Annotated in this window: 15 protein-coding genes; 7 read left to right on the top strand and 8 right to left on the bottom strand. The window is 70.9% G+C overall.

The genetic code is table 11. The features are described from left to right. The first annotated feature begins 186 nt into the window (after positions 1–186). Positions 187–666, top strand: a complete 480-nt coding sequence (locus tag ACIBO2_RS48475) for a SixA phosphatase family protein (RefSeq protein ID WP_397304493.1) — start codon at positions 187–189, stop codon at positions 664–666. Here the strand turns inward: ACIBO2_RS48475 and serB are convergent. The 3 genes from serB to ACIBO2_RS48460 are packed head-to-tail and all read right to left on the bottom strand — an operon-like array spanning position 656 to position 3,585. After that, the gene (serB, locus tag ACIBO2_RS48470; RefSeq protein WP_358546727.1) at positions 656–1,873 is read right to left on the bottom strand and encodes a phosphoserine phosphatase SerB; all 1,218 of its coding nucleotides are present in this window, start codon (positions 1,871–1,873) and stop codon (positions 656–658) included. The genes ACIBO2_RS48475 and serB overlap by 11 nt on opposite strands. Positions 1,874–1,921: 48 nt before the next feature. After that, complete coding sequence (locus tag ACIBO2_RS48465; protein ID WP_358546724.1) at positions 1,922–2,932, bottom strand: S-adenosylmethionine:tRNA ribosyltransferase-isomerase; 1,011 nt, start codon at positions 2,930–2,932, stop codon at positions 1,922–1,924. Continuing rightward, positions 2,929–3,585, bottom strand: a complete 657-nt coding sequence (locus tag ACIBO2_RS48460; RefSeq protein WP_357954536.1) for an SDR family NAD(P)-dependent oxidoreductase — start codon at positions 3,583–3,585, stop codon at positions 2,929–2,931. The genes ACIBO2_RS48465 and ACIBO2_RS48460 overlap by 4 nt, the downstream gene beginning before the upstream one ends. A gap of 122 nt (positions 3,586–3,707) precedes the next feature. Between ACIBO2_RS48460 and ACIBO2_RS48455 the strand changes: the two genes are divergently transcribed. Then, positions 3,708–4,823, top strand: a complete 1,116-nt coding sequence (locus ACIBO2_RS48455; RefSeq protein WP_397304492.1) for a GAF domain-containing sensor histidine kinase — start codon at positions 3,708–3,710, stop codon at positions 4,821–4,823. Then, the gene (locus tag ACIBO2_RS48450; RefSeq protein WP_397304491.1) at positions 4,820–5,443 is read left to right on the top strand and encodes a response regulator; all 624 of its coding nucleotides are present in this window, start codon (positions 4,820–4,822) and stop codon (positions 5,441–5,443) included. Before ACIBO2_RS48455 ends, ACIBO2_RS48450 begins: the two co-directional genes overlap by 4 nt. Positions 5,444–5,544: 101 nt before the next feature. Here the strand turns inward: ACIBO2_RS48450 and ACIBO2_RS48445 are convergent, their stop codons facing one another. From ACIBO2_RS48445 to ACIBO2_RS48430, 4 genes are all read right to left on the bottom strand, one after another. Continuing rightward, positions 5,545–6,165, bottom strand: coding sequence for a DoxX family protein (locus ACIBO2_RS48445; RefSeq protein WP_397304490.1), 621 nt, complete (start codon positions 6,163–6,165; stop codon positions 5,545–5,547). 36 nt (positions 6,166–6,201) lie between these two features. Beyond that, positions 6,202–8,154, bottom strand: coding sequence for a maleylacetate reductase and hydroxyquinol 1,2-dioxygenase domain-containing protein (locus ACIBO2_RS48440; protein WP_397304489.1), 1,953 nt, complete (start codon positions 8,152–8,154; stop codon positions 6,202–6,204). After that, the gene (locus ACIBO2_RS48435) at positions 8,154–8,801 is read right to left on the bottom strand and encodes a nuclear transport factor 2 family protein (protein WP_397304488.1); all 648 of its coding nucleotides are present in this window, start codon (positions 8,799–8,801) and stop codon (positions 8,154–8,156) included. Before ACIBO2_RS48435 ends, ACIBO2_RS48440 begins: the two co-directional genes overlap by 1 nt. A gap of 61 nt (positions 8,802–8,862) precedes the next feature. Then, the gene (locus tag ACIBO2_RS48430; RefSeq protein WP_397304487.1) at positions 8,863–9,633 is read right to left on the bottom strand and encodes an IclR family transcriptional regulator; all 771 of its coding nucleotides are present in this window, start codon (positions 9,631–9,633) and stop codon (positions 8,863–8,865) included. A gap of 133 nt (positions 9,634–9,766) precedes the next feature. Here ACIBO2_RS48430 and ACIBO2_RS48425 point away from each other — a divergent pair, with 133 nt between their 5' ends. After that, positions 9,767–11,020, top strand: coding sequence for an MFS transporter (locus ACIBO2_RS48425; protein WP_397304486.1), 1,254 nt, complete (start codon positions 9,767–9,769; stop codon positions 11,018–11,020). Between the two features lie 54 nt (positions 11,021–11,074). Beyond that, entirely contained in the window at positions 11,075–11,338 is a 264-nt protein-coding gene (locus ACIBO2_RS48420; protein WP_397304485.1) for a hypothetical protein, read from the top strand. Between the two features lie 22 nt (positions 11,339–11,360). Here ACIBO2_RS48420 and ACIBO2_RS48415 read toward each other — a convergent pair whose 3' ends face one another. Next, entirely contained in the window at positions 11,361–12,149 is a 789-nt protein-coding gene (locus tag ACIBO2_RS48415; RefSeq protein ID WP_397304484.1) for a hypothetical protein, read from the bottom strand. Positions 12,150–12,219: 70 nt separating this feature from the next. Between ACIBO2_RS48415 and ACIBO2_RS48410 the strand changes: the two genes are divergently transcribed. Beyond that, positions 12,220–13,008 (top strand): ABC transporter ATP-binding protein, encoded by a 789-nt coding sequence (locus ACIBO2_RS48410; RefSeq protein WP_225299059.1) that lies wholly within the window; start codon positions 12,220–12,222, stop codon positions 13,006–13,008. A 93-nt stretch (positions 13,009–13,101) separates the two neighbouring features. Beyond that, positions 13,102–14,025 carry an SPFH domain-containing protein gene (locus ACIBO2_RS48405; protein ID WP_225299057.1) on the top strand — a complete coding sequence of 308 codons (924 nt, stop codon included), beginning with the start codon at positions 13,102–13,104 and terminating at the stop codon, positions 14,023–14,025. Positions 14,026–14,033 lie beyond the last annotated feature (8 nt).

Below are 14,033 nucleotides of genomic sequence, written 5' to 3'. Positions count from 1 at the left end.
GAGCGAGGCCTCAAGAAACACCGCGGGTCAGGTGCGGCACCCGCCGCCCCCGGTGGGAAACTGGGCGGATGGAAGACAAGCGGCCCAGCGGCGGCAAGTCGCTGGCCTACATTCTGCTGGCGATGCTGGCCATCCTCGCGCTGATCGTCGCGCTGGGTGTGTGGGCGACGAGAGGAACATGAGCACGTGCGTACGTTGATCGTGCTCCGCCACGCCAAGGCCGCGCAGGTCCCCGGCCTGGAGGACAGCGAGCGTCCGCTGACGCACCGGGGCGAGCGTGACGCGAAGCGGGCCGGCGACGAGGTGCGGGCCCTCGGGCTGGCTCCCGACCTGGTGCTGTGCTCCCCGTCCCTGCGCACGAAGCAGACCGCCGAGCTGGCCTTCCCCGAGGTGGCGGTCAGCTACGAGCGTGACGTCTACCAGGCATACCCCGAGGAGCTGCTGGCGCTGGTCAAGCTGACCGATCCAGAGCTGGAGACGGTCGTGCTGTGCGGCCACAACCCGGGTGTGCACGAGCTGGCGATCTCGCTGGCCGGGGGCGACTACGGGTTCCGGCCGGGCTCGTTCGCGGTCATCCGTACGGAAGCGAACTGGGTGGACCTGTGGCCGGGCGAGGCCCAGCTGATCACCCGCTGGGACCCCAAGGAGGGAGAAGTCAGCGGGTGAGCACGCCATCCTCGGCGTCCGCCGCCTCCACCTCGTCCCGGGAGATCCCGAGCAGGTAGAGGATCGAGTCGAGGTAGGGGGTGTTGACCGCGGTGTCCGCCGCCTGCCGGACGACCGGCTTGGCGTTGAACGCGATCCCGAGCCCGGCCGCCGCGATCATGTCGAGGTCGTTGGCCCCGTCGCCGATGGCCACGGTCTGGCTGATCGGCAGCCCCGCCTCGCGGGCGAACCGCTCCAGCGCGCGGGCCTTGCCCGGCCGGTCGACGATCTCGCCGACGACGTGGCCGGTGAGCTTGCCGTCGACGACCTCCAGCACGTTGGCCGCCGAGTAGTCGATGCCGAGGTCCTCGACCAGGCTGTCGGTGATCTGGGTGAAGCCGCCGCTGACGATGGCGAAGCGGTAGTCGAGCCGCTTGAGCGTGCGGACCAGCGTACGGGCGCCAGGGGTGAGTACGACCTGCTGCCGTACCTGCTCGAAGACCTCGGCCGGCAGCCCTTCGAGCAGCGCGACCCGGCGGCGCAGGGACTCGGCGAAGTCGAGCTCGCCGCGCATGGCCTCCTCGGTGACCCGGGCGACCTCTTCGAGGCAGCCCGCGTGGCCGGCCAGCAGCTCGATGACCTCGCCCTGGATGAGCGTCGAGTCGACGTCCATGACGACCAGCCGCTTGGCCCGCCGCGACAGACCGGTGCGCTGCACGGCCACGTCGACGTGCAGGGCGGCGGCCTCGGCGGCCAGCTCGACGCGGAGCGCGCTCGGGTCGGCGCCGGAGACCGACAGCTCGATGCAGGTGACCGGCCACTGGGCGAGGCGTTCGATGCGGTCGATGTTGGCGCCGGCGGCGGCGATGCGCCCGGCGATGCCCGCGATCGCGGCGGGCTGGAGCGTCGCGCCGAGCACGCTGACCGACAGGCGGCCGCGCCGGCGCTGCTCCTTGGTCTGGGAGCCGGTGGAGAGCTCCAGCTCCAGGCCGAGGTCCTCAGCCACCCGCTCGACGGCGGTCCACATGGCGCCGAGCGTGCTGCCCGTGCCGGTCGACGGACCGCCCGCGTAGGCGACGAGCACGCCGAGCGTGAGCCGCCCGCGGATGACGACCTGCTCGATGTCGGCCACCGTCACCGGGAAGCCCGACAGAACCGAGAAGAGCCTCGAGGTGACGCCCGGTCGGTCCGGGCCGGTCAGGGTGATCAGGAGGGTGCGCTGGTCCACATTGAGCCAGGCTACTTGGCGTCCCAGGCACACGAGCACGAGGGGCCACTATCGGCGCAGCAGCACGTGGGTGTCACCGAACTCGTGCCAGAGGTAGCCCTCCCGCAACGCCGCCTCGTAGGCGCGGGCGAGCGGCTCCCGCTCGGCGATCGCGGTGAGCATCATCAGGTGGCTGGACCTGGGCTCGTGCAGCCCGGTGATCAGCCCGCTCACGGCCTTGACCCCGATGTCGGGCGTGACGATGTGCCTGGTCCAGCCCGCCGAGGCGGCCACCAGCCCGTCGCCGCCGACGGCCGTCTCCAGCGCGCGCACCACGGTGGTGCCGGCGGCCACCACCCGGCCGCCGTTCGCCGTGGTCAGGTTGACCAGGCGGGCCGTGGCCGCGGGCACCTCATACCGCTCCGTGTAGGGCGGCTCGTCCTTCTCCGGCGAGGCGACCCCGGTGTGCAGGGTGATCGGCGCGATGCCGACGCCGCGCGCCACCAGAGCCGTGACCAGCTCGGCGGTGAACGGCCGGGCCGCGCTCGGCATCTCCGCGCTGCCCGGCACGGTGGCGAAGACGGTCTGGTAGGCGTCGAGCGGCCAGTCGCGCGAGACGTAGGAGTAGCGGATGGGCACGCCGTGATCGCGCAGGTACGCCTCCACGTCGCGGTCGAGCCTGGCTCGCCACAGGCGCGGCGTCTCGCGTTCGATGAGCCGCAGCGTCGCCCGTCCCGGCAGCGGCAGCCATTCGCCCGGCTCGCCGCCGCCGTACGGCTCGGAGGACTTCGAGGTACGGCGGCGCAGCTCGACCAGCCAGGTGCCGTCCTCGCGCGCGGTGGAGAAGTGCACGGCGAGCCGGTCGAGCCTGATGGCGGCGGGCAGCGTCGCGGAGTTGTTGACCACGATCAGGTCGCCGGGGTCGAGCAGCCCCGGCAGGTCGGTGAAGCGGCGGTGCTCCGGCGGGAGATGGCCGCGCGAGACCAGCAGCCGTACCGAGTCGCGGGTCAGCCCTCGGGCCTCGGGCGGTTCGTGCGCCGACAGGGTGTCCGGCAGCGCGAAGTCGAGCGCGGCGGTCATTGCAGGCTCACCCGGCCGCTGGCCGGACGCGCCCTGACCAGGTCGTACAGTGCCGCGGCCACCTTGGCGGGGTCCGCCGCGCCGGCCGCCTCCTCCGCGCCGACGGCGTCGGCCAGCATGCGGGTGTTCATCTCGCCGGGGTCGGCCCACCAGACGGCCAGGTCGGGTTCCTCGGCCGACAGGACGTTGGACAGCTGCTCCAGGGCGGCCTTGGTGGCACCGTAGCCGCCCCAGCCCTCGTAGGCGCCGGTGGCGGCGTCGGAGGTGATGTTCACGATCGCGCCGCGCGTGGCGCGCAGCGCGGGCAGCGTCGCCTGGATGAGGGCCAGGGGAGCGATCACGTTGGTCTCCAGCAGGGCCCTGAACTCATCCCTCGGGTACACCGACAGCGGGGGCAGCGGGGTCACGCCCAGCCCGCTCGCGTTGTTGACCAGCAGGTCCAGCTGGGGTACGGCCCGCGCGAGCCGCTCGACATGCGCCGGGTCGCTCACGTCACCGGCGATGGCGGTGGCGCCCAGTTCGGCCGCGACCCGCTCCAGGTCCGCCGCGCCGCGGGCGGTGAGCAGGAGCTCCCATCCGGCGCCGGCGAGCGTCGTCGCCAGGGCCAGGCCGAGGCCGCGGGAGGCACCGGTGATCAGTGCGGTGTTCGTCATGCCTTGACGGTAGGAGCGCGGAACCGGCCGTACATCGGGCTGAGGGGCCGCCTCCGCCTGGGCATATGGACCTAGGACCGACGGTCCTGGGCATGACGGCCCGGGACCATAGAGTGGGTGCCGTGGCCTCCGACAGAGACGAGATCATGCAGGCGGTGAGCACCGCCGTGCTCGCGGTGACCCGGCACCTCTCGGTGCGCGAGGTGCTGCAGGTCATCGTGCGCTCGGCCCAGCGGCTGCTCGACGCCCGCTACGCCGCGCTCGGCGTGCCGGACGAGGACGGCTCGTTCGCCGAGTTCGTCGCCGAGGGCCTCACCGACAAGCAGTGGGAGGCGATCGGCCCGCTGCCCAGGCAGCACGGCATGCTCGGCGCGATGCTGCGCGACGGGGCTCCGGTACGCCTGCCCGACCTGCGCGAGGACCCCAGGTTCGAGTGGTGGCCCAAGGCGCACCCGGTGATGAAGGACTTCCTCGGCGCCCCGATCCGCGACGGCGAGGAGGTGCTCGGCATCATCTTCCTGGCCAACAAGCGCTCGCCCGACGGATTCACGGAGGCGGACCAGGACCTGCTCACATTGTTCGCCGCGCACGCCGCCATCGCGCTGACCAACGCCAGGCTGTACGAGCGGGGCCGCGAGCTGGCCATGCTCGAAGAGCGCAACCGGATGGCCCGCGAGTTGCACGACGCCGTCACCCAGAAGCTGTTCTCGCTCAGGCTGACCGCGCAGTCCGCCGCCGTCCTGCTGCCCAATGCCCCCGACCAGGCCGCCGCCGAGCTCGAACGCGTGCAGCGCCTGGCGGGCGAGGCGCTGGCCGAGCTCCGGGCGGTGATCGTCGAGTTGCGCCCGGCCGAGCTCGACCGGCACGGGCTGGCGGAGACGCTGGCCAAGCACGTACGCCTGCTCGACCGGCTCCATCCCGCGCACGTCACGTTCGAGGGCGGCGAGCTGCCGCCGCTCGACTCGGCGGTGGAGGTGGCCGTGCTGCGGGTCGCGCAGGAGGCGCTGCACAACGCGCTCAGGCACTCGGACGCCGGCCACGTCGAGGTGCGGCTGGCCGACGAGGGCGGCAAGCTGGTGCTGACCGTACGCGACGACGGCAAGGGCTTCGAGCAGGCCGAGTCGCGCGGCCTGGGCCTGGTGTCGATGAGGGACAGGGCGGAGTCCGTGGGCGGCGTCATGACTGTCGCCTCGGCCCGCGACGAGGGGACGACGGTCCGCGTGGAGGTGGGCGTGTGATCCGGGTGCTGATCGCCGACGATCACCCAGTGGTACGGCAGGGCCTGCGGACCTTCCTCGACCTCCAGGAGGACATCACGGTCGTCGGCGAGGCGGCCGACGGGGCCCAGGCCGTCGAGCTGGCCGGCGAGCTCGCTCCCGACGTGCTGCTGCTCGATCTGAAGATGCCGGTGCTCGACGGGCTCGGCGCGCTGGGCCGGCTCTCGGGGGCGCTCCCCAGGGTGATCGTGCTGACCTCGGTGAGCGACCGGTCCGACGTGGGGCCGGCGATGCGGGCGGGCGCCTCCGGGTTCCTCTATAAGGACGTGGATCCGAACGCGCTCGTGCAGGCGGTGCGGGCCGTACATGGGGGGCAGGTGCTGCTCGCCCCCGAGGCGGCGGAGGCGATGCTGGCCGGCGTCAACGGCTCACCGCCGGCGCTGGGGCCGGTGCCGCTGACCGAACGGGAGCGCGAGGTGCTGGCGCTGATCGCGGCCGGCCACTCCAACCGGGAGATCGCCAGGAGCCTGTCGGTCGCCGAGAAGACGGTTAAGACGCACGTGTCCAACGTGCTGATGAAGCTCGGCGTCCAGGACCGCACTCAGGCCGCCCTGTACGCCGTCCGCCACGGCTTCGCCTAGCCGGACTTCGCGATGTGGATGGTCGGCTGAGTGCGGTCGCGTGGCCGCAGTTTGCGCAGGACGCTGGCGATGTGGTTCTTCACCGTGCCCTCGCACGCTGCTCAACGGAACAGGAGGATGACGCCCATGGAGGTCGCCAGGGCGAGGGCGAGGCCGGCGAGACCATAGGGGACCGGCCGACGCCCCCAGAGGGTGCGCGCGTCGAATGAGTATCGGCCCGCGCCGGTGAACAGATAGGCGAGCGCGACCGCACCGAGGAGCAGCTGGAATTCGAAGCCGTCCTTCTGGGTGCCCATGAAGAACCCGGTTGGTGCCTTGATGTAGACGATGTTCACCGCGACACCAAGGAGCGCCGCAGCCCCCAGCGGAGTGCCGAGGCCGAGGAGCAGCAGTGCGCTACCACCTGTCTCGCTGAGAGCGGTCACCCAGGCGAGCAGGGTGGTGTTGCTGGTGAACCCGTAGCCGCCGAGGACCTTGGCGAACCCGCCGATGCCGCTGCCGCCGAACAGGCCGAAGAGCTTCTGCAGACCGTGCGCTCCGACAATGCAGGCGAGGGTGGCCCGCAGAACGAGCAGGCCGATGTCGATCCCTGGGGAGGGATCGACATGGCCTGCGGCCTCGACCGGCGGGCCGGCGCTGCCGGAACCGATGTTGAACAGTGCGGTGAGATGCAGTGATCGAAGGATGCGATGCTTTGCCGTGATGTCCTCTTGTGTTGTCATGCTGAAGCCTTTGCGTAAGGTCGATGGGACGGTCGGCTAGGCGAGGGAAGCGGGGTTCCCGGGAGCCTCCGAGTGGGGTCCTCTCGCCAGGCGGAAGGTGTAGGTGAGGCGCCGCCATTCGCTGGTGACCCGGCGGCCGCCGGGAGCGGGCCCGTCGCCCCGCTCGAACGGGGCGACAAGGGGCTCCTTCACGCCGAAGACCGTGTCGGAGTCCAGATGCTCCCCGCCGGCGACGAACAGCTGGGTGACGAGTCGGCGATGCCCGGGAGCGTCAATCAGGAAATGGATGTGCGGGGCCCGGAACGGATGCCGGCCTACGGCGGCAAGCATCTGGCCGACCGGGCCGTCATCCGGAATGGGGTATTCGCTGGGCAGGATGGTCCAGAAAACGAGCCGGCCGTCCGAGCCGGTGAAGAAGCGTGCCCGCAGCTGCGGCTCCGGCAGGTCCGGGTTTTGGACGTCGTACAGGCCCTGGTCGTCGGACTGCCACACATCAACACGCGCCCCGGGGATCGGGCGGTCTCCTGGGCCGACGACCCGGAGGTCAGCCCATACCGGGGTCCCCGCCATACCTTTCGCCAGGTCGGTGCCGTGGGAGGCGTCGGGAGGGTCGTCGCAGTAGAACGGCCCAAGGACGGCGGACGGTGTGCTTTCAGGCGTGCGCGCGCCGCCGAGCACGTCGACGACGCTGGACAGGCCGAGGGTGTCCGACAGCAGGATGAACTCCTGCCGGTTGTCGTCGGTGATTTGCCCGGCACGGGTGAGGAAGTCGATGCCGTACCGCCACTCGGCTTCAGTGAGGTCGTTCCCGATCGCGAACCGGTGAAGATGCCAGACCAGGTCGCGCAGGAGGCGCCTGGCCCTTGGGTTCGGTGTGGCGTCGAAGCTTGCCAGCACCTGCGTGGTCAGGAGGGACAGCTCCGCGGCGGTGCCGGCCGGGCGGCGGCCGTGCCAGGCGTTGTCGAGCAGCGCGGCGACGCCTGGCACGTCGAGCCGGCGGGGGTTGGGGTAGGACGCCCTGGCAGCGGTGCCAGCCACACCCGCCAGGTCGGACTGGGCCAGGCCGAGTTCGCGCAACGACGCCGGGGCGCCCGCCGCACGCAGGAGGTCGTGGACTCCCGACGGGGCGTCCGTCACCCCGATCGCCCGCGCGATGCGGGCCATGACCTCCGGTACGGCCGAGGCGTTGTACGCCATGGCGTGCGGGAGGATCACCGCGTGCGTCGCGGCGTGGTTCAGCGCGAAGGCACCGCCCAGGATGTGGCAGAGCTGGTGGTGCAGTCCCATGCCGACCGCGCCCAGACAGGTGCCGGCCAGCCATGCCGCCTCCAGCAGCTTCTCGCGTACACCGGGGTCGTGCGGGTCGGCGACGATCGCGGCGATCGCGGCGGCCAGATCGCCGACGGCCTGGAGAGCCATCGCGTCGGTTGCCGGAGTGGCCTGTGGTGAGTACAGCGCCTCGACCGCATGGGCCAGCGCGTTGGCCGCGCTGGTGACCGTCAGCGGCAGCGGAAGCCCCAAGGTGAGGTCCACGTCGTAGATGACGACCTCGGGCAGCACCTCGGGGCCCGACCTGGTGCGCTTTACCCCGGCGGTGGTCTCTCCCAGGACGGCCGTCATCTCCGACCCGGCGTAGGTCGTCGGCAGGATCACCTGGTCGACGCCGACGCGCGCGGCCAGGGCCTTGGCCAGCCCCGTCGTCGAGCCGCCGCCGACCGCCACGACACAGTCGGCGGCATGCTCCAGGGCGAGGTCCAGCGCCTTCTCGGTGACCTCGGTGGGTGTGTGCATCACCGCGCCGTCGAAGCGGGCCACTGCCAACGGCCCGAGGCTCTCCTCCAGAGCCATGGCCGCCTCGGCGGTGGAGCGGCTCGCCAGGACCAGGATCCTGCGGCGGCCGAGCCGCTCCACTTCGGCGCGCGTCCGGGTGAGCGTGCCCCGCCCGAAGACGACCCGGTCCGGACCGGATGGAGGGGTGAAGGTCCGCATCAGATGACTCCTCCCGTGGCGCCCGCCGGCTCCCGGTGGCCGCGGCCGGGCTCGGAGGATCCGGCGAGCCACTTCCGGCCCTCCCGGTAGAGCAGCCGAACCTCGGGGCCGACCAACCCGGGCAGCCCGTTCCTCACCCGGCGCCCCGACTTCTCCTGCAGGTAGGCCAGGTGGCGGTATCCCATCGGGAACCGTTCCAGCAAGCCGGCGTCGAGAAGCGGCGCCGCGGACGGGTCCACCGGGTCCATCCGGTCCTTCTCGTAGATCGGCTGTCGGCGGACGATTCCCCAGCGCCCCTTACGTTTCTCCAGGAAGTCGTAGAAGCGCCCTGTACAGGTGACGTCGACCAGCACCTCGTCGACGCTTCCGCGCTGCTGGATCGTCATCTTCGTCTGCGCGACGGCACGCCGTCCGCCAACTTCGGCGGTGTGTCCTCCGAGGAAGTGCAGGATGTTCATCCCAGCCTCGAAGCCGGCGCGGCTGGCCTCGATGAACGACGAGGCAGTGCCTTGGAACCAGGTGGCGCTCATCCAGCCGTCCTCGTGCCAGACCGTCGCGAACGCCTCCCAGTCGCCGGCGTCACGGAACAGGACCCAGTCCTCCACGATCTGGCGGATCTCGGCCCTATCACGATCGCTGTCTTGCATGCCGACCCCTCTCGCCGTTTGGCTGAGAGGCTGCTCCTCCGCGGCAGCAGCCGTCGAGTCGCTAGTTTCGCCCGGCGGAAAACGCGTCGAGATTCCTGGTCACGCCGAGCGCCGCGGTGCGAACGGCGGCGCTGAGCGTCCGCACGCCCGTCGTCGACCGTACGACCAAGGCCAGCGACGCGACCAGCCCTCCGTCCGGGCCGAAGATCGGGGCGGCCACCGAGGAGGCGCCGATCGTCATCTCTTCCAGGGAGAACGCCACGTGATGCTCCCGCACGCGGCGGAGCGCCGTGCAGAGCAGGCGCGGCAGCACGATGGTGTGCGGAGTGCAGCGCCGCAGGCCCTGGGCAACCACCGTGGACAGCAACTCAGGCTCGGAGAAGGCCAAAATGATCTTCCCGACACCGGTGGCGTGCAACGGAAGCCGTCCGGCGACCGTGGTGAGCGTGCCCACCGATCGCCGTCCGGAGATCTTGTCGAGGAAGACGGCCTCGATACCGTCACGTACAGCCAGCTGAACGTTCTCGTGCGTCGCCTCATACAGGTCTTCCATGAAGGGCAAGGCGACCGAGCGCAGATTGCGGTGCCGCGGCGCCAGGGCGCCGGTGTGCCACAGTCGCAGCCCGATCTGCAACTGGCCGTCGGCGGTGCGCTCCAGCGCACCCCAGTCGAGTAACTCCCCTGCCAGACGATGGGCCGTGGCGATCGGCAGACCGCTGCGCTCGGCCAGTTCGCTCAACGTCAGCACCGGCGCGACGGAGGAAAATGCGCCGAGCAGCGCCAGCAAGCGGCTGGCCGTGCTACGTCCGGTATCACGCGTGTTACCGCCCATCCGGCACCTCCTGACCTGCTTTCCGCCGGACGGAAGCGCAGTGTAGCCGGTGTGCCGCAGCGTTCCTAGACTGCCCGGATCGAGCGCGGGCGGCCACAGTGGAGTGCCCGGCTCGGCGGATCAGGGAGGTCCAATGGACTCCACGACGAAACACGGCCGATGGATCCAGCCGTTGTGCTGGACGGCGGTCATGCTGGACGGATTTGACATGGTGGTCCTCGGCGTGGTGCTGCCGGTGTTCCTGAACGGGCACGTCTGGGGAATGACCCCGGCGACCGCTTCGATGGTGTCGACCAGTGGTCTGGTCGGGATGACGATCGGCGCGCTGGCCATCGGAACCGTCACCGACATGATCGGCAGGCGCATGGCACTGGTGGTGTCCGTGGCCGTTTTCTCGCTGTTCACCCTGGCATGCGCGGCTGCCCCCTCACTGGTGGTGTTCGGCGCACTGCGCTTCCTGGCCGGGATCGGGCTCGGTGGTTGCCTGCCAACCGCCATCACGCGGGTGGCTGAGCACCAGGCCGGCCGGGGCAAAAGCGCCAGCGCGACCACGATCGTCATGACTGGCTACCACACCGGTGCCGTCCTCACCTCGCTGCTGGGCATCGTCTTGATCCCCGCCTACGGGTGGCGGGTGATGTTCGTGGCCGGGGCGCTGCCGGCACTGATGCTGGTGCCGCTGCTGCTGAAGTACCTTCCCGAGTCGCCGAGCTTCCACCTGCAGGCCGCCGAGCCCGGCGGATCGGCCAGGGCAGGACGCCGCGCGGTGGTGGGACTGTTCCAGCGAGGCCTGTTGCCGACGACACTGCTGCTGTGGGCGGCCACGTTCCTGGGCCTGCTGCTGGTGTTCGGGCTCAACACCTGGCTGCCGCAGATCATGCGACAGGCCGGCTACCCCCTGGGTGCCGCGCTGGCGCTGCTGCTGACGCTCAACGTCGGCGCGGTGGCGGGCATGCTGGTGGCCGGTGCCCTGGCCGACCGCAAGGGAGTACGTGGCGCGGCCATCGGCTGGTTCGCCGGCGCCGCGTTTTTCCTGGCCATGCTGAGCGTCCGGCTTCCCGCGGCTGGGCTCTACGTGGTGGTGTTCCTGGCCGGGTTCTTCGTCTTCAGCGCCCAAGCACTGATCTACGCCTACACCCAGCGCGTCTACCCCACCCACGCCAAGGCTACTGGCCTGGGATGGACCGCCGGAGTGGGTCGGCTCGGCGCCATCACCGGCCCCCTCCTCGGCGGCGCCCTGCTGTCAGCCGGAATCGCCTACCCCTGGGGCTTCTACGTGTTCGCCCTGGCAGGCGCCCTGGCCGCGGTGCTGCTGACCCCGATCCGGCCTGACCGCACCCCCGCCATCGCCCCCGAGGTGGGCGCTAGGGAGGGCGCGGTACCGTAACGATGCAGCCGGGTCGCATACGGAGCGTTCCGCCCTCGCGAACAGCCCCGGCTCGTGCCGGGTCAGCCAGCCCGCGGCCACATCCCGCTCTGGCCGGCCATCAGTGTCGTCGCGGTGACCACGCAGGGTCAGCGGTCGCCGAGCATGACCGTGCTCCTGTTGGGCCAGCCGAAGGCGAGCCCGCTGACGGATGAGGGAGCTTTGGCGGGACCCTTCACCGGCCTGCCGACCACACTCCTGCTGGCCGTCCTGTGCGCGGGCGCCCTCGCGGTCTGCCTGAAGAGGTCCCGCGCAAGGGAACTCACGGCCGCCGTCTGACCGTCACGAAACCCGCGTGCGGCTACGGCCTGACCGGCTCGAAGATGGAGTGATGTGCGGCTACGAGGGCGCGGCGTACCGCCCGGTCGAGTTCCCGCAGGGCCTCGCCGCTCGCCGCGATCTGGCCCGAAGTGAGTCCCCTCTCGTCGGCCACCCGCAGCACCGCGTCAAGCCGTGTGGCCAGGGTGGAGACGCGGTGCGCCCGTCCCGGATAGCCGGGGGCCAGTTCGCCGCCGAGCCGTCCCAGCCGGTCGGGCCGCTCCGGTGCGGGTCCGTCGACCGAGGCCAGCGCGTCTGTCGCCGAGCGCATCGCGATCGACAGCTCCCGTTCCGCCTCGGCCACCGAAGGCAGGTCCACGCGTACGGGCCCCGACGGGTGTACGCCCAGGCGTACCCCCACATAGGACGACCCGCGCAGGTCGGGCGATGGCACCAGCCCGAGGCAGTGGTCCGAGAGCACCGCGATGACCGCCTGACCGGCCTCCACCGCGGCCGCGTTGAAGGCGGGCGGCCCGGAGAGGCCGAGCGGGTCGCCGGGTGCGGGCAGCGCGAGGCGGAGCTCGGTCAGCCCGTCGGATCGGAGCTCGGCGAGGTAGGCACGCAACGGCACATCGCCCGCGACGGGACCCACGGCAGGGCTCTCGGCCGGGGAGCCGGGCATCTCGGCGGGACCCACGAGGGCGGGGCCCACGACGGCGGGACCGGTGGCGGCTTCGACCCGGTCCACGGCCTCGTCGAGACCGACGTGACCGGCGAGCCAGGCGTTGCCCCAGGCGACCAGCGGAGGAGAGACAGGTGATTCAGGGAGCACCGATCCACGATATGCGCTCGCCCTGCAATAGGTTTGTCCCGAGCGTTACTCCTAAAGGAGGGATACGGGGATGGGTGGTCAGGTGCTGCGGCTCCAGGACGTCGCCGTCCGGCGCGACGGAGCAGCCCTGTTGCGCGGCATCGACTGGACGGTCAACGAGGACGAGCGCTGGGTCGTCATCGGGCCGAACGGAGCAGGCAAAACGACCTTGTTGCAGGTCGCGGCGACGCTGCTCTATCCAAGCGAGGGGATCGTGGAGGTGCTCGGCGAGCGGCTGGGTCAGGCCGACGTCTTCGACCTGCGGCCCCGCATCGGTCTGGCGAGCGCCGCGCTGGCCGAACGCATTCCGCCGGAGGAGAAGGTCATCGACCTGGTCCTGACGGCGTCCTACGCGATCATGGGCCGCTGGACCGAGGAATACGACTCCAACGATGTCACCAGGGCCGTCGAGCTGATCGACATGATGGGCGCCGCGCATCTGATCAGGCGCAGGTTCGGCACTCTGTCCGAGGGTGAGCGTAAACGGGTGCAGATCGCCCGCGCGCTCATGCCCGACCCCGAGATGCTGCTGCTGGACGAGCCGGCGGCCGGGCTCGACCTGGGCGGCCGGGAGGACCTCGTACGCCGGCTGTCGGTGCTCGCCAACGACCTCCGCTCACCCACGCTGGTGCTGGTCACGCATCACGTGGAGGAGGTGCCCAACGGGTTCACCCACGGGCTGCTGCTCAAGCACGGCTCGGTCGTGGCCCAGGGGCCGCTGGAGCATGTGATGACGGCCGACAACCTGTCGCAGACGTTCGGGGTGCCGCTGACGCTCGACCGCAGCGCCGAAGGACGCTGGTACGCCCGCGCGCACTAGCCGTTGGTAGGCCCGCGCGCACTAGATCGCGTCAATCCGCTGAACGCCCATTAGCATCTACGAAGGCGATCCCCTCGGCCTCGGAGCGTTGGCATGTCCACGGAGCAGCTCATCGTCGCCATCGTCGTGGTCGCAGCGGTGGGGTTCGGGGTGACGCGGACGGTTCGCATCATTCCCCAGGCGACCGCGGCGATCATCGAGCGGCTCGGCCGCTATCACCGCACGCTGAAACCGGGGCTCAACCTGGTGGTGCCGTTCGTCGACCGGATCAAGGATCTGATCGACCTCCGCGAGCAGGTCGTCTCGTTCCCGCCGCAGCCGGTGATCACCTCCGACAACCTGGTGGTCTCGATCGACACCGTCATCTACTTCCAGGTGACCAATCCGAAGGCGGCCACCTACGAGATCGCGAACTTCCTGGTCGGCGTCGAGCAGCTGACCGTCACCACGCTGCGTAACGTGGTCGGCGGCATGGACCTGGAGAGCACGCTGACCTCCCGCGAGGAGATCAACACCGAGCTGCGCGGCGTGCTCGACGAGGCGACCGGCAAGTGGGGCATTCGGGTCAACCGGGTCGAGCTCAAGGCCATCGACCCGCCCTCCTCCATCCAGGACTCGATGGAGAAGCAGATGCGCGCCGACCGCGACAAGCGGGCCGCGGTGCTGGCCGCGGAGGGGCAGCGGCAGGCGGCCATTCTGACGGCCGAGGGCGAGCAGCAGGCGGCGGTCCTGCGCGCCCGTGGCGAGGCGGAGGCGGCCGTGCTGCGTGCCCAGGCGGAGGCGGAGGCGCAGGCCATGCGGGCCAAGGGGCAGGCCGACGCGATCGGGATGGTGTTCAAGGCCATCCACGAGGGCAAACCGGACCAGCGGCTGCTCGCCTACCAATACCTGCAGATGCTCCCGGAGATCGCCAAGGGTGACGCCAACAAGATCTGGATCGTCCCGTCGGAGATGGGCCGGGCGCTGGAGAATCTGGGCGGTCTCTTCTCGCCGCCCAAGGATGACCCCGACCTGTAGCCGGGAAA

Origin of the sequence: Nonomuraea sp. NPDC050022, from assembly GCF_044460705.1 — a bacterium.
Lineage (GTDB): Bacteria > Actinomycetota > Actinomycetes > Streptosporangiales > Streptosporangiaceae > Nonomuraea.
Note: the sequence above shows the minus strand (reverse complement) of the source record. Positions and strands in the feature narration are given on the sequence as shown.

What these genes read in the sequence shown, in the direction of transcription:
- ACIBO2_RS48465 (WP_358546724.1), bottom strand. Translation starts at nt 2,932, where the DNA reads ATGACCGCCGCGCTCGACTTCGCGCTGCCGGACACCCTGTCGGCGCAC.
- ACIBO2_RS48460 (WP_357954536.1), bottom strand. Translation starts at nt 3,585, where the DNA reads ATGACGAACACCGCACTGATCACCGGTGCCTCCCGCGGCCTCGGCCTG.
- ACIBO2_RS48445 (WP_397304490.1), bottom strand. Translation starts at nt 6,165, where the DNA reads ATGACAACACAAGAGGACATCACGGCAAAGCATCGCATCCTTCGATCA.
- ACIBO2_RS48440 (WP_397304489.1), bottom strand. Translation starts at nt 8,154, where the DNA reads ATGCGGACCTTCACCCCTCCATCCGGTCCGGACCGGGTCGTCTTCGGG.
- ACIBO2_RS48435 (WP_397304488.1), bottom strand. Translation starts at nt 8,801, where the DNA reads ATGCAAGACAGCGATCGTGATAGGGCCGAGATCCGCCAGATCGTGGAG.
- ACIBO2_RS48430 (WP_397304487.1), bottom strand. Translation starts at nt 9,633, where the DNA reads ATGGGCGGTAACACGCGTGATACCGGACGTAGCACGGCCAGCCGCTTG.
- ACIBO2_RS48425 (WP_397304486.1), top strand. Translation starts at nt 9,767, where the DNA reads ATGGACTCCACGACGAAACACGGCCGATGGATCCAGCCGTTGTGCTGG.
- ACIBO2_RS48410 (WP_225299059.1), top strand. Translation starts at nt 12,220, where the DNA reads ATGGGTGGTCAGGTGCTGCGGCTCCAGGACGTCGCCGTCCGGCGCGAC.
- ACIBO2_RS48405 (WP_225299057.1), top strand. Translation starts at nt 13,102, where the DNA reads ATGTCCACGGAGCAGCTCATCGTCGCCATCGTCGTGGTCGCAGCGGTG.